At 30.0% G+C, this 23104-nt stretch carries 21 protein-coding genes and 1 pseudogene; 20 read left to right on the top strand and 2 right to left on the bottom strand.

Annotated features, from left to right (window positions below):
- Nucleotides 1-46 precede the first annotated feature (46 nt).
- From HUW60_RS03405 to HUW60_RS03360, 11 genes and pseudogenes are all read left to right on the top strand, one after another.
- Nucleotides 47-196: a hypothetical protein gene (locus HUW60_RS03405; protein ID WP_190600141.1), complete on the top strand. Its 150-nt coding sequence runs from the start codon at nucleotides 47-49 to the stop codon at nucleotides 194-196.
- A 379-nt stretch (nucleotides 197-575) separates the two neighbouring features.
- A pseudogene (gene ruvB / locus HUW60_RS03400) lies at nucleotides 576-1573 on the top strand (Holliday junction branch migration DNA helicase RuvB).
- Nucleotides 1574-1990: 417 nt separating this feature from the next.
- Nucleotides 1991-2179: a hypothetical protein gene (locus tag HUW60_RS05020; protein WP_238924447.1), complete on the top strand. Its 189-nt coding sequence runs from the start codon at nucleotides 1991-1993 to the stop codon at nucleotides 2177-2179.
- A gap of 292 nt (nucleotides 2180-2471) precedes the next feature.
- Nucleotides 2472-2591, top strand: a complete 120-nt coding sequence (locus tag HUW60_RS05045) for a MotA/TolQ/ExbB proton channel family protein (protein ID WP_370545351.1) — start codon at nucleotides 2472-2474, stop codon at nucleotides 2589-2591.
- 520 nt (nucleotides 2592-3111) lie between these two features.
- Nucleotides 3112-3276, top strand: a complete 165-nt coding sequence (locus tag HUW60_RS05015; protein ID WP_238924445.1) for a hypothetical protein — start codon at nucleotides 3112-3114, stop codon at nucleotides 3274-3276.
- A 458-nt stretch (nucleotides 3277-3734) separates the two neighbouring features.
- Nucleotides 3735-3908: a hypothetical protein gene (locus tag HUW60_RS05010; protein WP_238924444.1), complete on the top strand. Its 174-nt coding sequence runs from the start codon at nucleotides 3735-3737 to the stop codon at nucleotides 3906-3908.
- Complete coding sequence (locus HUW60_RS03380; protein WP_190600140.1) at nucleotides 3908-4300, top strand: antitoxin Xre/MbcA/ParS toxin-binding domain-containing protein; 393 nt, start codon at nucleotides 3908-3910, stop codon at nucleotides 4298-4300. Before HUW60_RS05010 ends, HUW60_RS03380 begins: the two co-directional genes overlap by 1 nt.
- A gap of 680 nt (nucleotides 4301-4980) precedes the next feature.
- A complete protein-coding gene (glyS, locus tag HUW60_RS03375; protein ID WP_190600139.1) occupies nucleotides 4981-7014 on the top strand; it encodes a glycine--tRNA ligase subunit beta in 2034 nt (677 codons plus the stop codon).
- A gap of 640 nt (nucleotides 7015-7654) precedes the next feature.
- Nucleotides 7655-7855, top strand: a complete 201-nt coding sequence (locus HUW60_RS05005) for a PGPGW domain-containing protein (protein ID WP_238924443.1) — start codon at nucleotides 7655-7657, stop codon at nucleotides 7853-7855.
- Between the two features lie 3 nt (nucleotides 7856-7858).
- The gene (locus HUW60_RS03365) at nucleotides 7859-8491 is read left to right on the top strand and encodes a hypothetical protein (RefSeq protein ID WP_190600137.1); all 633 of its coding nucleotides are present in this window, start codon (nucleotides 7859-7861) and stop codon (nucleotides 8489-8491) included.
- Nucleotides 8488-8814 (top strand): Spx/MgsR family RNA polymerase-binding regulatory protein, encoded by a 327-nt coding sequence (locus HUW60_RS03360; RefSeq protein WP_190600136.1) that lies wholly within the window; start codon nucleotides 8488-8490, stop codon nucleotides 8812-8814. The genes HUW60_RS03365 and HUW60_RS03360 overlap by 4 nt, the downstream gene beginning before the upstream one ends.
- Before the next feature lie 6 nt (nucleotides 8815-8820).
- Here the strand turns inward: HUW60_RS03360 and trxA are convergent, their stop codons facing one another.
- On the bottom strand, nucleotides 8821-9180 hold the full coding sequence (gene trxA / locus HUW60_RS03355; protein WP_190600135.1) for a thioredoxin: 360 nt from the start codon (nucleotides 9178-9180) through the stop codon (nucleotides 8821-8823).
- Nucleotides 9181-9686: 506 nt separating this feature from the next.
- On the bottom strand, nucleotides 9687-10853 hold the full coding sequence (locus HUW60_RS03350; RefSeq protein WP_238924442.1) for a cation diffusion facilitator family transporter: 1167 nt from the start codon (nucleotides 10851-10853) through the stop codon (nucleotides 9687-9689).
- 769 nt (nucleotides 10854-11622) lie between these two features.
- Between HUW60_RS03350 and HUW60_RS03345 the strand changes: the two genes are divergently transcribed.
- The 9 genes from HUW60_RS03345 (at nucleotide 11623) to argJ (ending at nucleotide 22703) form a co-directional block, all read left to right on the top strand.
- Complete coding sequence (locus tag HUW60_RS03345; protein WP_190600134.1) at nucleotides 11623-12930, top strand: imelysin family protein; 1308 nt, start codon at nucleotides 11623-11625, stop codon at nucleotides 12928-12930.
- On the top strand, nucleotides 12908-14275 hold the full coding sequence (locus tag HUW60_RS03340; RefSeq protein WP_190600133.1) for a di-heme oxidoreductase family protein: 1368 nt from the start codon (nucleotides 12908-12910) through the stop codon (nucleotides 14273-14275). Before HUW60_RS03345 ends, HUW60_RS03340 begins: the two co-directional genes overlap by 23 nt.
- A gap of 9 nt (nucleotides 14276-14284) precedes the next feature.
- A complete protein-coding gene (locus tag HUW60_RS03335) occupies nucleotides 14285-15247 on the top strand; it encodes an imelysin family protein (protein WP_190600132.1) in 963 nt (320 codons plus the stop codon).
- Entirely contained in the window at nucleotides 15237-16139 is a 903-nt protein-coding gene (locus HUW60_RS03330; protein WP_238924441.1) for a sterol desaturase family protein, read from the top strand. The genes HUW60_RS03335 and HUW60_RS03330 overlap by 11 nt, the downstream gene beginning before the upstream one ends.
- 83 nt (nucleotides 16140-16222) lie before the next feature.
- Nucleotides 16223-17914 carry a multicopper oxidase family protein gene (locus HUW60_RS03325; RefSeq protein ID WP_190600130.1) on the top strand — a complete coding sequence of 564 codons (1692 nt, stop codon included), beginning with the start codon at nucleotides 16223-16225 and terminating at the stop codon, nucleotides 17912-17914.
- Between the two features lie 66 nt (nucleotides 17915-17980).
- The gene (locus HUW60_RS03320; protein WP_190600129.1) at nucleotides 17981-18631 is read left to right on the top strand and encodes an ABC transporter ATP-binding protein; all 651 of its coding nucleotides are present in this window, start codon (nucleotides 17981-17983) and stop codon (nucleotides 18629-18631) included.
- A 56-nt stretch (nucleotides 18632-18687) separates the two neighbouring features.
- Nucleotides 18688-19698 carry an extracellular solute-binding protein gene (locus HUW60_RS03315; RefSeq protein WP_190600128.1) on the top strand — a complete coding sequence of 337 codons (1011 nt, stop codon included), beginning with the start codon at nucleotides 18688-18690 and terminating at the stop codon, nucleotides 19696-19698.
- An 89-nt stretch (nucleotides 19699-19787) separates the two neighbouring features.
- The gene (locus tag HUW60_RS03310) at nucleotides 19788-21383 is read left to right on the top strand and encodes an ABC transporter permease (protein WP_190600127.1); all 1596 of its coding nucleotides are present in this window, start codon (nucleotides 19788-19790) and stop codon (nucleotides 21381-21383) included.
- Nucleotides 21384-21485: 102 nt separating this feature from the next.
- Entirely contained in the window at nucleotides 21486-22703 is a 1218-nt protein-coding gene (gene argJ / locus HUW60_RS03305) for a bifunctional glutamate N-acetyltransferase/amino-acid acetyltransferase ArgJ (protein WP_190600126.1), read from the top strand.
- The last annotated feature ends 401 nt before the right edge of the window (nucleotides 22704-23104 follow it).

The following is a 23104-nucleotide window of genomic DNA, read 5'->3' as shown; positions in this document are numbered from 1 at the left end:
AATTATACCCAAATGACAAGTTTCACGCTACAATAGGATTGCTTATATGAAACGATATAATAATAATTATACCTTGTTTTTATCAAGTTTATCAGTACCTAAGGTCCAATCTATAAAGTTAGCATTTCAACAAACTTTACCAAGTATTTGGAAAATTTATGATAGATTGAGTGTGAGCGTTAATAATGATACATAAATATTAGATTCTGAAGTGAATTTTCACTACCATGATTATAAATCTACATTAAAGCATAGCCTTTGGTTTTTACTTAGATTGAGTCTAGTCAGAAAAATATTGATTAATGTTGAGCTAATTAGGATAACTTTTAATCAATGAATGGGGAGTAAAATAGTATGGTACTTGTCTATTGATATTTTAGTAAAGATATTGTTTAAAAATGAGATAAATAGTACTTGTTATTGGCTAACTAAAATTAGTTGTTATCAATTTGATTGATATTATTCAATATCCAAAGGTGATTCGTTTTAATAATACGATCGAACCTATTAAAATCAAACTACTAATTAATGAGTTTTAATCGGTTAAAATAGCATAAATAATTAAGTAATTTAGCATGATAGAGGAAGATTTTTAATAGATGAAAAAGCCCAGGATAATAAAGATTTGGTAATAACTTCTATACGTCCAAATTCTTTAGATAATTATATTGGGCAAAATGATGTTAAGTCGCAAATGATGCTGTTTATTAAAGCAGCAAAAAAACGTAAGGATACATTAGATCACTGTTTAATTTATGGTCCTCCTGGTTTAGGTAAAACTACATTGGCAAATGTAATTGCCAATCAAATGTCTACAGGTATTAAGAAAACCTCTGGTCCAGCATTAGAGCGTTCAGGAGATTTAGCAGCAATTTTGACAAAACTTAATCCTTATGATGTTTTATTTATTGATGAAATTCATCGCCTTAACTCTGTAGTTGAAGAAATCCTTTATCCAGCTTTAGAAGATTTTAAATTAGATATTATGGTTGGTGAAGGCTCGGTTTCGCATTCTGTACAACTTGAATTACCACCTTTTACGTTAATTGGCGCTACTGCTCGTGCTGGTATGCTAACCTCACCTCTTAGAGATCGTTTTGGTATTATTCAACGCTTACAGTTTTACAATGTTGAAGATTTAAGAATGATTGTTGAACGTTCGGCGGATATTTTAGAGATTCAAATTGAATCAAAAGGCGCATTAGAGATCGCTAAGCGTTCTCGAGGAACACCTAGAATTGCTAATCGGTTATTACGTCGTGTTCGTGATTTTGCCGATGTAAAAGCCAATAGTATGATTCATCAAGATATTGCTAAAGAAGCGTTAGTAATACTTAAGGTAGATGAAGCTGGACTTGAACAATTAGACCGTGATTATCTATCTATTATTATGAATAAATTTTCTGGTGGCCCTGTTGGTTTGAATACACTAGCAACTTCTATTGGTGAAGAACGTGGAACTTTAGAAGATATGGTAGAACCATATTTGATTCAACAGGGTTTTATTATTCGTACACCACGTGGTCGTAGTACTACAGATGCAGCTTATGCACATTTAGGCTTAACTAACTAACGGGTTTAAAGGTGAATGATTTATTTAATTAATAAGTAAGTTAAATATTCTTGTTTATATATGAGAATATTGTTAATGCTGTTGTATTTTTATTATTCTTTTAGATTTATTTAAAGAGGACGTAGAAAATTTTCATGATAGTTAGGTTTTGAGTAAGATCGATTAATATAGCATCAAGCTATTATTTTTACTGTCAAATTATTTATGTTCTGAGTGTTGATTTCTAGTCAAATTTAATGATTTATTAATCGTTTATTTTGAAAAAAAATCATAATGTGTTAATCTTTGATTTTTTGCAAAAATAATGGGTTTAGAGCAAAATAAGGTATTATTTAGAACGCAAATAACTATGCCTTATTTGAATGTAATTAGTCCTAAATATTTGTGATATTACTAGTGTAATTTTGGAGAAAATCAATGGATGATAGTTTATCAATTTTTAGCTTAATTCTTAGTGCGGATTTTGTTGTGCAAGTAGTGATGTTTATTTTGGTATTTATGAGTATTTATTCATGGACGCTTATTTTATCAAAAAAGAAAATCTTGATTGATACTAGCAAGGGTATTAAATTTTTTATTAAAAGTTTTCAACTAATGTTAATTTAGAAAAAATTAGCATACCAAACTTTCTAAAAAGATACTAATCAAAGTTCAATAGAGTGTATTTTTAACGCAGGTTATTAGGAGCTTAATTATACTAACCAAGAATTAGTAATAAATGCTGAGAGTGCTTATCGTATGCATGAATATTATAGCTAATAATGAAGTTGATTATCTAGATGACGTCTTAAGTGTTTTAGCTATGAATTTCCTCATCTAGCCCATATATTGGTTTATTTGGTATAGTTTTGGGATTATGCATTCTTTTATTGGCTTGGCATCAGTAAAGTAGGCAACCATCACCATTGTTGCTTATAGAATTGCTGAAGCACTTATTGCAACGGTATTTGGTTTATTTTTCGCTATTCCTGCTACTATTACCTATAATTGTTTAATTTACTCAAGTAGGTCTAATTAATAATAAATATTCAGCTTTTATTGAACAATTATTTATTTTGTTCCCAAGACAAAAAATAAGTTAAAAATAGACAATGATTTTTTACTAAAACGTTACAGACTTGCTATAGATGCACAAATTAATACTGTAGCATATATTGATGTGATGGTAGTGTTATTAGTAATTTTTATGATGACTACGTCTATTATTGAATAAGGTATTGAAGTTGACTCACCTTTTGCTGAGGCAAAAATCGTGTATTTTACGCAATAACCTACGATTATTACCATTGATAAACAAGGTAAATATTTTATTAATTCACTTAATGATGTAGATTATGATGTTGTTATAGGTGAAAAACTACCATTAAGTGTTATTGTTGGTTATGTTAATGTTAGGCTTGAGATTTATCCGAAAATAAAGGTGTTTGTTCATGGCGATAGACCAGTGGATTACGGTACTGTTGTATCTTTAATGTCTATTTTACAAAAAATGGGGTTGATAAAGTTGGTATTGTGATTGAATCTCTAGATTTTAGATAATGAAATTTAATTTCTTTAAAGAAGTTAAATTACCTAAAATTATTAGACAATATCCTATTGTTTTTTGGGTGGTAATTGTTCTTCATGTTGGGTTGGTTGTTGGTTTGTTATACTCAAATGTTCAATGCTGGAAAATTCCAAAACAGACTGTTAAGTTAGGCTAAATACCAAAAGCAATGATAATTGATTTAACTGAAATTAAAAAAGAAAAACAACGGTTAATTAATATTAAGCAAAAGCGAGAAAAGCGCCTTGAAGAACTACAGTGTATAGAAAAAAGTTGAGAATAAGCGTTACAAGGAACAGCAACATTTGAAACAACTAAAGACTAAGATTAAACAAGAAAAGAAAGCTAAAATTATTGCTGAAATTGAGAGAAAACAAGTTGGAAAATAAGCTCTTGAAGCTAAAAATTAAAAAAAGAACAAATTAAACTCTTTTTTAAAAAAAGAAGTTCAGGCTGAAGAAGATCAAGATAGACTTATTGCTCAAGAATATATTTTAAATGAGCTAAAGTTAAACTATATCAATAATCAAATCGCGTTAAGAATAAAAGAAAAATGGCATTATCAAGACGCTAAAGATAGTTGGAGTTGTGATGTGCAGATTTTGCAAGATTTAGATGACCAAGTTAAAGAGTGCTAACCTTAAATCTTGTAATATTGATAGTAGTATCAAGGTACAATCATTTAAAGATTCAATTGAGCGTGCTGTTTATAAAGCTTCTCCGTTATCATATGTTCCTGATAGTAGTATATTTGATGCACAAGTCTTGTTTTACTTTAAGGTTAATTAATGGATATTTTAAAGTTAGATTCTAAGGCTCAATCAAATCTTATTTTGTATTTGTTTAAAATCTTAGAGAATTGGCATTTAGAAGATATTGAGCAACTGAAGCTATTAGATTTGCATGGGGTTATTAAGTCCAGACATTTGCGTTTGTATAGGAATTTATATAAATCGTTTGATTTTGATGAGAGGTTGATAAAACGTACTGAAATAATTTTAGGTATTAACGAGTCTTTGGGTACAACTTTTCCAATTAATAAAGAATATGGAACAATTTGGTTAAAGCGCCCGGTTAAAAAATTTAAACACAAAACCCCATTGGAACTTATGTTAAGTGGTGATACTGGTATGATGCGCGTTTGGTATTTTTTAGATTGTACACAAGGATGGAAAAATTAATTAATTTAAAACTAAAACTAAAACTAAGACTAAGACATTTTATGCATCTCAAGAGTGCATATGAATGATATCGATACATTAGTACAAGAAATTAGTACTTTAGGTTGTGACAATAGACAGAACAATATGTACCTGTTATCCCCTAAATTAGGGGATAACATTTATATACGAATGATTTAGCAGTATTGGTTAAAATATTGATGCAAAATAATATGGCAGTAGTGGGAATTCGCTTAGATAAACCAGATTTGATCTATTTTTCTAAGCTTTATTCCAGATTTATTTAGCTATTTAAAATTTAACAAAATTAAGACAAGTTTAAAAATAATTAAAATAATGTTAATTTTATGTCAGGATAAATTTATATATAGCATATAAAAGTTTGATTAATGAAGTGAATTTTTTGATCTGATTATTTTAGATAAGATTAAATAGAAGTACTGTAGTTATATCGTTTAGCTATATTTATAATTTATAAAGAGCTGTAAATGTATTTGCTTATTAGTATTCAGGATAATAAGGAAAGCATAATCTTTTCAGTCTTTTAACGTACAATTAATCTTTATTTTTGATACTTATAAGAGATTTATATTGCGCTTATCAGATAGAGTGATGATCGATTTATTAGTCTGAAAGTTTAGATTTTAAATTATTTAAATAAAATATACATTCAAACTTTTATGAATACACAAGACTTTTTATTAGAATTAGGATGTGAAGAACTTCCACCGAAAAGCCTGCAACATCTATCTAATGCGCTTACATACAACTTAACTACTGAATTTGATAATCTTAAGTTGTCTTATTCAAGAGTTGAGTCTTTTGCCACGCCTCGTCGTTTAGCGGTATTGGTTAATGACCTTCAACTTCAGCAAAATAATCAAACTATTGAACGTAAAGGGCCATTAATTAGTGAGCTTGATAGAGCCATTGAAGGCTTTGCTAAATCCTGTGGGGTTGATAAGAATATGTTAACACAAAAATCATTTTGCAAGACGCAATATTATTTCTTTACCAAACAACAAATAGGTTTAAAAACGATAGATTTACTTGAATCTATTGTTAATACTGCTATTCAGAATATTCCTATTGCCAAGCCAATGCGCTGGAGTAATTTGGATACGTATTTTGTACGTCCAATACATTGGTTGATTATGATGTTAGGATCTGATGTCGTACCAGCCTCAATCATGGGTTTGATTTCTAGAAACATAACCAGGGGGTTGCGTTTCACAGGTGAATGTATTTTTGATATTAGTTGCGCTAAAGATTATCAGAAAATTATTCTTGAAAAGGCTCAAATTGAGGTTAATTTTAATATGCGTAAGGCTATTATTCGTAAACAGGTAACTGAGGTAGCGCAAAATAACAACGCTATGGCGGTTATTGATGAACCTTTACTTGATGAAGTTTGTGCATTGGTTGAATATCCATGTGCATTTTCAGGTAGTTTTTCATCTAAATTTTTGGATATTCCGGAAGAAGTGCTTATTTCTGTGATGAAATCGCATCAAAAATATTTTCATATGTTAGATATGAATGGCAATTTGATGCCATCATTTATTTCAGTTGCTAATATTGAGTCTAGTGACTTATCAGTTATTATTGATGGTAATGAGCGTGTTATTCGTTCCCGTTTAAATGATTCAGAATTTTTTTGGATACAAGATAAGGCATACACCCTTGAATTTCGTCTAGATAGGTTAAACCAAGTTTTGTTTATGAAATCTTTGGGCTCCATGGGTGATAAAGCTAAACGTATTGAGATGCTTTCAGGATATATTGCTGGCGTTATTGGTGCCAATGTTAAAGACAGTAGTCGTGCTGGCTTGCTTTGTAAAAGTGATTTGGTTACAAATATGGTAGGTGAGTTTGCTGACCTTCAAGGTATAATGGGGGGGTATTACGCTCTTAATGATGGCGAAAATAAAGCAGTGTCGGTGGCTATTAGTGAACATTATCAGCCAAAATTTTCAGGTGATTTTTTACCAAATACAAGCGAAGGTTTAGTAGTTTCGATTGCTGATAAATTAGATACAATTACTGGTATTTTTGGTATTGGCCAGGACCCAACTGGATCTAAAGATCCGTATGCACTTAGAAGGATGGCATTAGGTTTATTAAGGATTATGTTAGAGTCAAAATTTCATATTAATCTTAAAGAACTGATTAGTAAATCATTAAATGCTCATTTATCTGTTGTAAATACTAATAAAGCTAACGATATTTATCAATTTATGATGGAGCGTTTGCGGGCTTATTACAAGAAGCATCAGGTTAGTATGCAGGTTTTTGATGCAGTTTTGGCAGTGTGTCCAGAATCACCTTATGATTTTCATCTACGTGTTAGAGCGCTTAATACATTTACTAACAATCAAGAATTAGAAAATCTGATTGAAATAAATAAACGTATTACTAATATATTGAAGAATTGCTCGGACTTATCAATCAAAGTTAATGATTCAGTTTTGATAGAAACAGCGGAAAAAACACTATTTAAGGCAACAAAAATACTCGCTAAACGCATTTCTAATTCTATTAATTACACAAAAAATATGAAAGAACTTATTGCCCTCAAGGGTATGATTGATGAGTTTTTTGATAAAGTTATGGTTAATACTGATGATATTGCATTAAGACAAGAGCGTTTAAATTTAATTAACTGGGTTAGATCTTTATTTTTATCAGTTGCTGATATTTCATATCTTGCTTAATAATGAAAACCTTAATTTAACATGTAACGAACGCTAAAGTTAAAGTAAATAGTGAATTATGGAAAAAATCAATCAATGATTGTTAGTTTTATTGATGTTGAAAAATATGATAAACAAGTAAAAACAGATAAAATGATTAAATCATTGTTATTTATATTAGGTATATTATGACGCGAATCAAAAGGATGAGTTTATTGGTTAAAGTTATATCGGGTAGGGCATTATTGATTAATTTTTAATTAACTCTAGTAGCTAATACTAAATTTATGCATAAGAGCTGGTTCTTCTACCGCTAGGTTATTAAGGAAAGCCAAAGCATTGCTTGATTATTTTTGACTAAAATTAAGAGTTGATTATTAGTGGTATTTTTGGTACTAATATACAGGTATCTTTAACCAATGGATAGGCCTATGATATTTTTATTGTTATGTTATTAGATAGTATAGTAATACTTATAAATCAATTAGAAGATATACTAGTAATTATAGGTATAATTTCTGGAGTGATTTTTATCATTAGTTTATTGTTAATACCTTATTTATTAGGGCTAATGCCATTAAATTATTTTCTAAAAAATTCAGAAAATAAATTAAAAACAAGAAGACCTTTTAATTTGATTAAATTGATACTTAAGACACTAATGGGTTTAATATTATTAATTATTGGTATTATTATGTTAGTGACACCAGGCCAAGGATTAATATCAATTTTATTAGGTTTATTTTTAATGGAGTTTCCAGGTAAGCGACAACTAGAACTTAAATTAATCAATCATAACTTAACCTTTAAAACACTTAATTGGTTACGTTTTAAAGCTAACAAACCTCCATTTAAGCGATAATTAATGATAGAAAGTAAAATTATATCAATAACATTATTACTAGCAGTAGTAATATTTACTCTATTTTACCTATTGACTCGTAACATACAAATGCCACAGAATCAATCTTTGCCTTGGCAAAGTTTTATTAATAGTCAAGGTAATACGGTTGTGTTTAATTTAACCATGGGTCATAGTAGTCTTATCGACGCAATACATTTATTTGGTTCTGAGGCTGAGATTGCTATGTTTGGAAGTGATAGTAAAGAGCAAGAATTAGAAGTATTTTTTTCTAACACAAAAGTAGGTGGTATTAATGCTAGTGTTATTTTAAATTTAATATTTGATCAAAAAGACACTAAATATTTAAATAACAACATTAAAGAATTAAGAGTTATGCCTTCAGGCGTTAGGAAAACAACGTTTAATTTGATGACTAAAATATCAATGTTAGATCTAAAAATTAAGTCATTAACCTTTATACCTAAAGTAGATTTATCAAAAGAGATGATTATTAATCTATTTGGTGAACCTAGTAGAGTGGAATTGGTTAGTCAGAGTGTATCGTATTTGTATTATTTAATCAAAGGTGTACGTATCATTATTGATAATGATAATAAAGAAATTTTAGAATTTTATAATGAGGTAGTTCAATGATTACAATGTATGGGATTAAAAATTGCGATACCATTAAAAAAGCACAAAAATTCTTAATTAATCATAAGGTTGATTTTGAATTTATTGATTTTCGTGATAATCCGATTGATAAAACTAAGTTGCAAACATTTGTAGATAAAGTCACTTGGGAAAATCTTATTAATAAGCGTTCTACTACTTATCGAAATTTAAATAATAAAGAGAAAGGTAATATTACTTTAGAATTAGTATTGAAAAACCCAACAATTATCAAACGCCCAATATTGATAATTGGTGATGATATCATGGTTGGATTTAGTGAAAAAAATTATTTAAAGTTATAATAATAATTATTTTTTCTCTTTAATTTCTTCACGTATTTTGTTCATATCAAATGCTTTAGCTTTAGCGATAACATCTTCTAAATTAGAACCTGACATTGCTCCTGGTTGAGAGAATACTTCAATTTGTTCTCTGAAAATCATTAGAGTAGGGATGGATCGAATTTGAAAATTACTTGCTAGTTTTTGTTCATCTTCGGTGTTTATTTTAGCAAAAATAACATTATCTACTTTGTTAGAAACTTCATCATAAGTGGGTGCAAATTGTTTGCAAGGACCACACCATTGAGCCCAAAAATCTAGTATAACAATGTCATTATTTTGAATGGTTTCATCAAAATTACTTAGATTTAGTTCTAATACTGCCATTTGTTTAATCCTTAAAATTTAAAAAATAAAAGTATATCATAAGGGTGTAATATGTGTCAGATAAACCTAGAAAAATTATTAAATATTTTTAATGAAATTTTAGGGGTTGATTTTGGTTTATTTGAGTCTAATAAGTTTAAATTTAATGGTTATAGATATTGGTTGAGTATATTAGGACTATTTTTATATAAATCTAGTAAATTTTTTCAAAATATTAGTCTGATGTTATAGTCATTAAATGTTCTTTTTATGAGTTATAATCGTTTAAATTTTAATATAGTAATTAAACTTGAGTATATCGAGGTGTTATTATTTTAGTAACAGGTATAAATTATCAAGGTAATAGTTGAGTATAGTTTCTAATTCAATTAAAAACTATTGTGGGAAAAATAACACGATGTTAAAAGAATAGGCATTATTTATGGTGCGAAGAGATTATTAAAAGACTCCAGATAGGGTGTAGTAGGTACATTATTAAGTGCTATTAACATACTTATCGTTGTCTTTTAATTTTGGCTAAAATAAACCTTAATCTTTCCAAAATTATCAAGATTGTTAACAATTTCTTGTAATTTAGAGAGTATTTTATCAGCAGTATTGTCAGTTTGAATGCATTTAAGCGGTAAGTAAAAATCTACATGAATTTTACTTTCTAAATAATGTAATTGAATACGACTAATTTCACTGCTGTATTTTTTATTAAGTAGGGCTTTAGTTAGAATTACTAATGCTTCTGAACGTTCTGGCAATATTTTGTAAGGAGAATTAGTTTCATCATCTTCTACATCAATATGAACTGTTACATCGTTTAAGTTCTTTAAGCATTTTTTAGCTACACGTTCAACACTAATACTTATCATATGTCCCTCGCTAACACTTAAAAAAGGATCAACTTGTATGTGTACATCACAAGAAATAGTGTGTCCAATTTTGCGAGTACGTAGAGAATGAACACTATTAACATCATTAATTTGTACTAGTGCGTTCTTTAATTCTGCTACTTGTTGTGCATCAATAGAGGTGTCTACTAGTTCTTTAGTTGCACTTAAACCTAATTTCCAAGCAATATAAATAATCATAACACCCACAACGATAGCTGCAATACTGTCTAAGTATGGATAATTATTTAAACTGCCAAGAATGCCGATTAGTACTACAATTGAAGATAATGCATCTGAACGATGATGCCAAGCATTGGCTTTTAATAAATCAGATTCATAATCATTAGCTACTTTTAGAGTATACCAATATAAAGCTTCCTTAGAAAAAATTGATAAGATAGTAATATTTAAAAGCAAGGCACTGTGTGAAAGTGTCATATGGTTAGTTAATTTAATTATTGCATTTAAAATAATACCTAAACCAACAATGGTTAAAATAATTGCAAGACCTAGAATAGCAACTGTTTCAAACCGATTATGTCCATAAGGGTGTTCTTCGTCAGCATCAAGGGTTGAATGTTTAGTTGCATATAGAACTAATCCATCAGATAATAAGTCAGAAAATGAGTGGGCACCATCTGCAATTAAAGCACCAGAATTTCCAATAGAACCTGTAATAACTTTCAATATGGCTAATAAAAAATCAACAGCAATACCTACAAGAGTAACTTTTTGACTGGCTTGAGTACGTTTAGTTAAATCCAAAGTGGTAAAAAGATGAATAATGACCATTTTATTTTATGTTATATTTTTATAATATGCAATTAGTTAAGATATATCCAGAGGTGATAATAATTTATTCATACTTTTTTCTGTATAGCATATAAATAAATCAAAAGTAGAGCTTATATAATTTTAAGATAAATTTGATTTTGTAATAAATGTACTGTTAATAATATAAATCATAAAATCAAATCCAAATGCTAGATCTATGGCAATTAATTTAATGAATAGCATAGCTTGGTATTTAAGAGGTTTTATTTTTTCTTAATAGCTAAGAAAATGATATATTACATAATTTTTATATTTTATTATAAATGCAAATAATAACTGATATCATTTATTAACTTGAAGAAATTAACTCTTTTCATAAAATAAAAGAAGGTGTATTAATAGTAATATACACAGGCATCAAGTCTGCAGAAGTAGTTTTGTAGATATTTATAATTAAAATATATAGGATAAATAGTATTAAGTATATGAATATTATTACAGATACAGTGGTTGATATATTATTGTTATTGGCGTGAATTATTTTAAAAATGATATAACGGGTTATGCTAGTTCTAATCCTTATCGTTTAAGGTCTAATTTAGGCAATGGTTTAGGTTGAATGATTTTTAGGTCTTAGCTTATAGTTTTTGATCAGTTATAAGGTGTAATTATCTTATTGAAAATAATAAAATGGACAGATAAAAATCAATTTATAGTTTATTAACACGCTTTTGTGTGTTAATAATAACAACTATAGAATTTTTATAAGTGTAAGGAGAAAATATACATGACAATTCAAAAAAAATTGATGATTTCATTTGGTTTAACAGTGGTAATGATAATTTCTGCTGCAAGTGTATTCTTGAGTAGAGATGAGATTAATCCGTTGTTAATCACTTATGCAAATATTGCAACTGTAAACTATATGGATGCTCTGAATGATGCCAAAAAATTAGGGACAAAACTGAAAGATTTTACAAACAATCCTACAATAGAAACAATGGGAAATGCAAAAGCTGCATGGCTGAATGCTCGTGAATCTTATGGTCAAACTGAAGCGTTTAGATTGTCTAATGGGCCTATTGATGTAGAGGAAGGTTGGCATACATCTTATGGGGCACCAGAAGGGCGATTAAATGCTTGGCCATTAGATGAAAATATGATTGACTATATAACCAATTCCAAGGGTAGAAAAACATCAGGTAATATTATTGACACCCCAGGTATGTTTAATCCAGGCGGGGAAAATCCTTTATTAATTGATGTAAGTATAATTACTTCTGACGTGTTAGCAGCGCTTAATGGAAATGGTGGTTATGCTAATGTTGCAACAGGTTATCACGTTATTGAGTTTTTATTATGGGGTCAAGATCAGGATTATGCTAATTTTATAAAAGATAATGTAACTCATGGTGCTTTGTTAGCAGGTCAGAGAGCACTTACTGATTATACGATTAATGCAAATGCTGATCGTCGTAAACAATATTTAAATGCAGCAGTAAGTCTAATTATTGCTGATTTAGAGTCAATAACTTCGGCTTGGGCAGATGGCGATAGTACTAATTATAAAGCAGCATTATTGGGTAAAAATTCTGATGTGACTAAGAATATTAATGCAAAGGTGGCACTTAAGCAAATTTTTTCTGGGTTAGGTATTTTTATTAAATCTGAACTTGCTAATGAACGTATTGCAATAGCAGTATTAACACCATCTGAAGAAGATGAGCATAGTTGTTTTTCTGATAATACACATCGTGATATAACGCAAAATTTTCAAGGTTTTAAGAATTTGTTGTTCGGTACTTATAATAGTTTTGACTATGGTGTAGCACTTATTGATGCTATGAAAGATAAGACTAAGTTAATGGGTTTAATTGCATCAGTAAATACTAAAATTAATCAAATGAATACATTGGCACAAGTAAGCCGTCATTTTGATTATCAAATTCGTCCGAATGATTCTCAAGCTAGGCAAATAAAAAAACTTAAAAATGAGTTAAGAGCCATTGGTGATCAAATGATTTATGTAGCAAAATCAAATGGTATTGATTTAACAGTTGGAAATATAATGGATGTTGGGGAAATTAAACTATAAATATTTAGCAGTTTTAATCATACTATTGCTTGTTATTAGTCTAATGGAAATGGTTTTTGCTAATGATTTTAGTAATTTATCAACTTACGAGTTAAATCAATCTTTTACGCAAGTTCAACCTAATTTAAGTAATGATAAACTGGATAAGTTTATTTTAGGAAAAAGTTTTTTTCGTATTCCTTGGGTAGAGGCTCCTAGTTCAACAACAGCACGTGATGGATTAGGTCCATTATTTAGTGCTAATACTTGTATTAATTGCCATGCAAAAAATGGTCGTGGAAAAGTATTTGAAGTAAATAATATTGTTGATAAGTCGCACGTAATACACTTATCCATACCTTCAAATGGTACTGATGAGCATCAAGGAATAATAGCTAAACTTGGTTTTATTCCTGAACCTAATTATGGTGTTCAAATTAGTATTAATGGAGTTCCTGGTGTGCCTTTTGAAGCTAAGTCTTTGGTGCATTATTCAACTAAAAATATTCATTATACTGATGGCACTATCATCAGTTTGCAACAACCAATAGTTAAATTAGAGAAATTGGGTTATGGTGATTTGCTTCCTAATACAATTATTTCTGCTAGAATTGCACCAGCACTTGTGGGTTTGGGGTTATTAGAACAAATTACTGATGAACAAATTCTAGCTAATGAAGATATTAATGATGCTAATCATGATGGTATTTCTGGTAAAGCTAATAGGGTTTGGTCAGAACAGACTAATAAAATTGAGATTGGTCGTTATGCTTGGAAAGCTTCTGCACCAACAGTAAAGTATCAATCAGCCAATGCTGCTGTTAATGATATGGGTTTAACTAATCCTATTTACGAACATCAGTCGTGCACATTAATGCAAGTTGAATGTATTAATTCATCAAAAGATGGAGAAAAACATGAGCTAACAGCGCAAAGATTAAATGCTATTAGTTATTATTTGACACATTTGAAACTACCAAAATCTATTATTAGCCAATATCAAGGACAAAGACTATTCTCTAAAATAGGATGTTCACAATGTCATGTTCCAAGTTATTTATTGCCTAATATTACTATATATCCATATAGTGATTTTCTATTACATGACATGGGAAAGGATTTAGCAGATGGTCGTTCAGAATTTGATGCTTTAGGTAATGAATGGCGCACACCTCCATTGTGGAGATTGGGCAGAGTCTCTTTAATACTTAAAGATAATAAGAATTTTTTGCATGATGGTCGTGCACGCAACCTAGAACAGGCAATTATTTGGCATGGTGGTGAGTCTGGTAAGTCTAAAACTTTGTTTATGAATTTACCTGTTAGTAGTAGAGGTAAAATATTGCAATTTTTGAATGAGATATAGGGTAAGTTGATGAGATACTTAGTTGTTATTATTTTGTTTGTATCGATTGTTGTAAACGCAGTCGGTGAAAAATTTTTTAACCAAGTTATTATTGTCAATATTATGTTAGCTATTAAAAATGTTGAGCTATTAATTGATGATATTAATCAATCTAATTCTACAAGAATTAAAATGCAATTTGGTAACTTAGTTTCAAGTTGGAAAAAAGTCGAAACTACTTATTTATTAGGTGATTTAAATGAAGATTATTTAGATATACCAAGATACATTGATATATTTCATGGGAATAACGAGGATATTAAACCTCAATTAGATTTAATTATTAATAGTAATGATGAGCTATTTAATGCTATGTATAAGTATTCACACAAAACTATTAATGCTTTGGAATATATTCTTTTTACAAAAGATTTGTTTCATCCGAGAGTTAAAAATATGGCGTTAATAATTGCTAAGTCAATCAAAAACTATTTGTTAGAAATTTTAGATGGTTATAAAATGTATCAGTCAAAATTCCTTGAAAGTGAGCAATATGCTAGTGCAATTTTGCTAAATACTTTAATTGCTGGTACCTATAAACTTAAAGAGTGGCGCGTTGGTGATGTAGCTGGTTTGAGTAAAAAATTTAAGAATAAACCCAACAATTATAGAGCAGAGTATGCAACTAGTGGTAATAGTGTCAATGCTATTAAAGCTATTCTTGAAACACAAGTTCAGGTTATTAATTCACCAGATTATCAAGATTTTGGTGATATATCGCGTCAATTTAAAGCAAGAAAAGAGATCGACCAGGCTATTAGTGCATTAAATGATTCAATTGCTAATGCTAATAATATGTCTGAGTTTGATTTTATTAACGATAAAGGTAAACTTTTATATCAATCAACCAATAGGCTTATGAAAGCTTATTATATCTCTTTAATGGATAAATTGGGATTTGTCTCTAAGGTGTTAGATGCTGATGGAGATTAATCCGTTTGAATACTTAATGGATCCACATAGGCGAATTTATTGGTTATTTTTACTAAGTTCATTGATGATTGCGTTTGTTTTTTTAAAGTTTCATCCAGAACAAAAACGTATTGTGTTATCAAAAAAACTTTGGCTACATCCTTCTAGTTTGTTGGATTATAGTTATTTTATTTTTTCTATACTCTTTAGAGTTATGATTATATTACCAGTGATCATAAGTGCTAAAGAAGTTGCATTGTTTGTTAATATTGTCTTGTTAAATCAATACGGTTTTGTGAGAATAGAAACTTTCTCTTATACACAAGTAATGGTGCTATTTACATTTATTTTGTTTATTTTAAGTGATTTTACCCGTTATTGGTTACATCGTTTATTACACTTTGTGCCATGGCTATGGGTGTTTCATAAAGTACACCATAGTGCTAAAGTTTTAAATCCACTTACGTTTTATCGAGTGCATCCTATTGAATTTTTGTTGTTCGGTTTTCGCTATTCTTTAAGTATCGGTTTTGTGACAGGTGTTTTTGTATTTTTATTTGGCAGTTTGGTGAGTATCTATGATATCTTAGGTGTTAATTTGTTTGTTTTTATATTTTCATTATTAGGTTCTAATCTTAGACATTCTCATATCAAGCTAGGTTTTGGAAATGTGATTGAGCTATTTTTAATCTCTCCTCTACAACATCAAATTCATCATTCTAAGAATCATATGAATACTAATTTTGGTGGTTTTTTGTCAATTTGGGACTATTTATTTGGTACATTAATTCTTTCAAACAATATAACTAAAATTAAATTTGGCTTAGAAAGAACACAGATGAGAAACTTTAAAAGTTTGAAAGATTTGTTATTATTTCCTTTTATTGTTATCTATAAACAAATAAAAAAGTAAGAATTTTATGTCATATTTTATGTCATATTTTATGTCATATTTTATGAGATTATTTTGGTTCCAAAGATTAAAAGAGAATAGTTATGAAACGTAGAGATTTTATTAAAACATCTATTTTGTCTACTAGTGCACTAGTAGTGGGCTGTAGTGGTAAGCATTCTGATAAATTTATTCATCCTGATTATGCAGACAGATCTTTTATTGTTCCGCCACTTATTAAACCTATAGTTGTTAACGGTAAAAGAATATTTAAATTTTCAATTAATTATAATACAACAGAAATTTTTAAAGGTAAGTTAACATGTGTATTAGGTTATGGTGATAGTCTATTAGGTCCAACTATTCGGGTGGATAATATGGATAATGTGGGTTTTGAAATAACTAATTATTTATCAGTTAATACCACCGTACATTTTCATGGATTGCATTTGCCGGCTAAAGAAGATGGTGGTCCGTATCAAATTATTCCACCTAATAAAACATGGAAACCTAGTTGGCGTATTAATCAATTAGCTTCAACTCAATGGTATCACCCTCATCTTGAGGGTTATACGGGTGAACAAGTGTATAAGGGTATGGCAGGTTTTTTCTTAATTGATGATGAAACTTCTAGATTATTAGATATTCCTAAAACTTATGGCGTTGATGATTTACCTGTGGTTATTCAAGATAGGAGGTTTGATGAAAAAGCCCAATTGCTTTATTTAAATAAAGGTGATTTTGATAAATCAGGTGGAATGAAAGGCTATACAATTTTGGTAAATGGTAAGCATGTACCTATTTTAAATGTACCTGCCCAAGTGATTAGACTAAGAATACTTAATGGCTCTAATGCAAGAATCTACAATTTAGGTTTTGAAGGAGATATTCAGTTTTATCAAATTGCTAGTGACGGTGGTTTTTTAGAAAAACCAGTTTTACTTACTAGGGTATTGCTAGGTCCTGCAGAACGAGTAGAAATTTTGCTTGATTTGAGTAATAGCAAGAATACAATTTTACGGTTTAAGAGTTTTAGTGCTGAATATTATGATAAACAAAAACTTAACGGTCATCAGTTTGGTGGACCGTTTAAAGTAGGTGGTACAGGCCGTTTGTCGGATTCGGTAGATACGTTAGATAAAGTTAATTTTGATGTCATGAGTATTTACGTTAATAAATCAAGTACTAATGTTGTTAGAAAAATTCCTAATAAACTCACTAAAATAGTCCGATTAAAAGAGTCAGATGCTATTAAAACTAGGAATTTTGGATTAACAGTTATGAGTGGTTTTAAAATCAACAAACGAGTTTTCACTTCCATGTTTAAAGTTATTAATGGTATTGTACTTGAAGGTGAGTATATGTTACATCTAATTAATGGTGTTCAAATGGACATGAATGTGATTAATGAAGTAGTTAAAAAAGGTGATATTGAAATTTGGCGAATTACCAACGGTGCACATACTACTCATCCTTTTCATATTCATGATATTCAATTTCAAATCCTTGATAGAGAACAAGGAGATGGTTCAGATCCAACACCGCCAAATGAAAATGAAAGTGGTTGGAAAGATACCGTACTACTTATGCCAGAAGAAACTGTAAGAGTAGTTGCCAAATTTGATCACTACGCAGATACTCAATACCCTTATATGTATCATTGTCATATATTGGAACATGAAGACGCAGGAATGATGGGACAATTTCTGGTGGTAGAACCAGAGGATTTTGATACTGTCATGACAGATATTAATAATAACAAAAGAATTCCATTAAAGTCTTTTTGTAAAATTTAGTTAATATGATATTATCATTGATATATCTTATATAATGATAGGAATCATTATCATTTTTATTATTAAATGTTATTAGTTAATCATTTATCAATTTCCTATAAAACCACTCAAATTTTAAATGATTTTGATTTAAGTCTTGCTACAGGCGATATTTTTGCCTTATTAGGTGATAGTGGTAGTGGAAAAAGTTCAGCACTTAGGTTTATTTCTGGACTTGATGAGGCGCAAAGTGGCCAGGTAGTTTTAAATGGTAAACAATTATCTAATAATGGTACACATAATGTAGTACCAGAATTAAGAGAAATAGGAATGGTTTTTCAAGATTATGCGTTATTTCCGCATATGAATGTAAAAAAAAATATTTCTTTTGGTATTTATAATTTATCAAACAGTGAACAGAAAATTAAGGTTGAAGAATTGCTTTCGATGATTGGTTTGAAAGGTATCGAGAGAAAATATCCACACCAGCTTTCAGGTGGAGAGCAACAGCGTGTTGCCTTAGCTCGTGCATTAGCCCCATCACCAAAATTATTATTATTAGATGAACCATTTTCTAGTCTAGATAAGAACCATCAAGAACAATTAGTATTGCAGGTCAGAGGCATTTTAAAGAAAACTAATATCACTTCAATTCTAGTAACACATGACAAATATGAAGCGACTATTTTTGCTGATAAAGTAGGAGTAATTAAAAATAAGAAATTGACTATTAATTGATAATATGCATCAATTATATAACCTTAGTCAGTTTTTTTATAAGGAGAAAAATAAGGATGAATATAAAAATATGGTTACTATCAGCATTGGTACTGATAGTAACTAGTGTTGGTATAGCCCGAGCAAGAAGTGAAGATTTAGTAACCGTATATAGTTCTAGAAAAGAACATTTAATTAAACCTTTATTTGAATCTTTTACAAAAGATACAGGCATTCAAGTTACGTATTTAACAGGTAAAGGTGGTGCATTGATTGAGCGTTTGAAATTAGAAGGTAAAAACACTAACGCTGATATGTTTATGACTGTAGATGCAGGTAATCTTTGGTACGCTGCTACGCAAGATTTATTTCAAGAGGTACAAACACAAACGTTAGAAAATAATATTCCAAGCCATTTAAGAGATTCTAAAGGCTTGTGGACAGGACTATCAGTGCGTGCAAGAACCATTGTTTATAGTACTGAGCGTGTTAATCCAGTCGATCTATCCACTTATGAGAATTTGGCAGATATAAAATGGGCAGGTAGATTGTGTTTAAGAACTAGTAAAAAAATTTACACTAAGTCATTAGTGGCATCCATGATTTATCATCATGGAATAAATAAAGCGAGTGATATTATTAGTGGTTGGGTGAATAATTTGGCAGCTACACCTAATGCTAAAGATTCTCATATCATGAATGCAATTATTTCAGGACAATGTGATATTGGTTTGATAAATACTTATTATTTTGCTCGTTTAATTACTAAAAATCCTAATGTACCATTGAAGTTATTTTGGGCAAATCAAGACACCACAGGTGTACATGTAAATATATCAGGTGCTGGTGTGACAAAATATGCTACTAATGTTAAGGGCGCTATTAAATTATTAGAATGGTTGTCAAATGCTAAAGCACAAGCTATTTATGCATCGCTTAATAAAGAATATCCAGCTAATCAGAACGTTGTTTCAGATGAAGTGGTATCGAGTTGGGGATCGTTCAAGCAAGATAAAATGAATTTAGAACAAACAGGTATATTACAAGCTGATGCAGTAAAGCTCATGCAAACAAAAGGCTATAGATAAGTTTCTATTTTAGTAGCAAGAAAGCTAGACTTAAACAGTCTTGAGTTTTTTATTTTTAAAATAGTTATTAAAGATTAAAAAAGAGTATTTTGGAAAAAAATTGCCTTAAATCAAAAGTTTGGATCAGTGGTTTAGCGCTATTGGTAGCTATGCCAATTCTTGTTGTGGCTGTGTCGTGGTTATTTCCAGAACGTGAACTGTGGGCGCATTTTTCTACTATCTTATTGCCAAATTTAATCAGTGCTACTGTAGTTTTACTTATTGGGGTAGGTGTAGGTGTTACTTTTTTAGGTACAATTTTAGCATATTTAGTGGTAATGGTTGAATTTCCTGGTAGACAGTGGTTAGAATGGGCGTTATTTTTGCCTTTTGCTGTTCCTGCATATGTATTAGCTTTTGTATATTTAGGTGTATTTGACTATTCTGGTTATGTACAAGTTTGGATGCGTGAAGTGCTAGGTTTATCAGGGTTTGATATCCGTACCGGATCCTGGGCAATTATTCTAACTTTTGTACTGGTGTTTTATCCTTATGTATACATGATGGCACGAGCCTCATTTAAACGTCAAAAGGTTAATATAATCGAAGCTGGTCGCTTGTTAGGCACTGGTCCTTTGCGTACGTTTTTTAAGATATCTTTGCCTTTAGCACGTCCAGCAGCAGCAGCTGGATTACTAGTAACAATGATGGAAATATTAGCTGATTTTGGTGTGGTTAGTTTGTTTAATTTTGATACGTTTACTACGGCAATTTATTCTGCCTGGGGTGATTTTCGTTCTATTGAATTGGCAGCGCAATTGGCATCATTATTAGTGTTAGTAGCATTTTTTTTGATTTATTTTGAGAAAAAAGCACGGGGACAAGCAAAATATTATTCAAACGATGTGGCTAATAAAAAGCCTTATCGTGCTTTTGGTGTTATGGGCTGGTTAATTAGTATTTTTATATTTAGCGTATTTATGCTTGCTTTTGCCATGCCTATGTTACAATTGATAATTTGGGGTTGGACGTACTCAGGTAATGAATGGAGTGTTAAGTATACTGATTTGATTATTTCAACTTTAATTCTAACTGTATCAGCTACTTTAATAACGGTTGGTATTGCTACTATATTAGCATTACCAAATCATTGTAAAAAAAATAGTTCTTGGCTTAAAGGTGTGATAAATATAGCGACATTAGGTTATGCATTACCAGGTTCAATTATGGCAGTTGGATTATTATATGGTATTAATCAAGTGTCAGCAGTTAGTATATATTTTGGTGGACAAAGTATTAATCAGGTTATTTTTGGTTCTATTACTTTATTATTATTTGCTTATATATCTCGTTTTATGGCAATTGGCTATAATTCAATTAAAGCCAATGCTGAGCAGATTAAGCCTATGTTTACTCAAAGTGCACGCTTACTTGGCGTGTCACGCTTGCGACTTATTTGGCAAATATACTTACCAATGATGACTCCAGGTATTTTGGCAGGTAGTTTGTTAGTTGCAGTTGATGTAATGAAAGAATTGCCAGCTACCTATTTATTACGCCCATTTGGTTGGGATACATTGGCAATTCAAGTGTATGAATTAAGTGCTGAAGGTTTATTTGAACGAGCCGCTATACCAGCGCTTATAATGGTTTTATTTGGTTCCGTACTAATGATTATTTTTCAATATCTAGACAAAAAGTTTTAAAAATTTCTAAAATGGAGTATTAAGAAATAATTTATTATGTTACTTACCTATTTTAATAGTACTAAGAAACAAGTTTTAATCGATTAGGATTTCTATTATGATATGGATAATATGTTAAACATTAACGGTATTACTTGTGCAGCAATTAATTCTGGCATTAAGTATGTGCAAAATTTTTCAGAAAATTTAAGTAGTAAAGATACTAAAAAGTTAGATTTGTCTATTATTTTTTTGAAAAGAGGCACACAAACTGCCGCTGTTTTTACAAAAAATATATTTTGCGCTGCACCTATATTAGTAGCAAAGAATCATCTTAATCATGCTATTAAAGCATTGGTTATTAATAGTGGTAATGCTAATGCAGGTACTGGTTTGGTAGGACTTAAAAATGCTTATAAAGTTTGTGACTTGGTGGCAAAAGAGCTAGGTATTAAGGCTGAACAAGTGTTGCCATTTTCAACAGGTGTAATTGGTCAGTTATTGCCTATGGCTTGTTTTGAGAATAATATATCTACATTAGTTTCTAACTTAGCAATAGATAATTTGCCCCAAGTAGCGCAAGCTATTATGACGACTGATTCAGTTGACAAGGTGTATTCTGAACAATTTAAAATAGGCGATAATTTGATTACTATTACTGGTTTTGCTAAGGGTTCTGGCATGATTCGTCCTGATATGGCAACCATGCTTAGTTTTATTTTTACCGATATTAAAGCTACGCAATCTGAGCTACAAAATTGTTTAACAAAGGCAGTGAATCAATCTTTTAATCGTATTACTATAGATGGCGATACTTCTACTAATGATGCGTGCACATTAAGTGCTACTGGTGTGTCTAGTATTAAAATTAATGATTGTATGGAAAAGTTTCAACAATCTCTAAATACTGTAACCAAGATATTAGCACATAAAATTATTAAGGATGGTGAAGGTGCAACCAAGTTCGTTGAAGTGTGTGTTAAGGGTGGAATAAGTGTTAAGGATTGTCTTAAAGTGGCCTATACGGTTGCGCATTCACTTTTGGTTAAAACCGCTTTATTTGCTTCTGATGCAAATTGGGGGAGAATTTTAGCAGCAGTAGGGCGTGCTAATATCAAGTATTTGAGAATTGAGGATGTGAGTATTTATTTAGGTAAGGTTTGTTTAATTAAAGCTGGAGAGTTGAATGTTTATTACACTGAAGCTCAAGGTGAGGCACAAATGAAGAAATCTGAAATTGTTATTACTATTGAGATTGGCAAAGGTGAATTAACAGAAAGTGTATGGACAACTGATCTTTCTTATGATTATATAAAAATTAACTCAGCATATCGAACCTAAATTAGTATGAGTGTTTATAGACTTTTAATTTCATTTCTATATGTATAAGCTAAATAATTTGGTGTTAAGTTAACTGGTGTAATTTGCTATTGATGTTACTAGCGTGTTAGACGAAAATTCAATTATTGAATAATACTTTACTTTAGAGCAACATATTTTCTATGTATGACAATAAATTGAAAAAATTATGCTAGTAAAAGGCTTGCAATATCACATAGAATATCTGGGTATTAATTGTTCATAATAAAACTATTGTATTTGTATAGGTATTGTTGATGTCTCTTACTGTAGTAGCGATTCTTTTAAAAAATTATTGTTTTAATTATTTTTAATGATAAACGCTTTAAAATATTTTACAATAGGCGAGAGAGAGTGTCATTATTATTTTGTACCATATACCA

This window comes from Candidatus Vesicomyosocius sp. SY067_SCS001 (genome assembly GCF_014706615.1).
Lineage (GTDB): Bacteria > Pseudomonadota > Gammaproteobacteria > PS1 > Pseudothioglobaceae > Ruthia.
The sequence above is the reverse complement of the archived record's forward strand: the minus strand, read 5'-3'. Positions and strand labels throughout refer to the sequence as shown.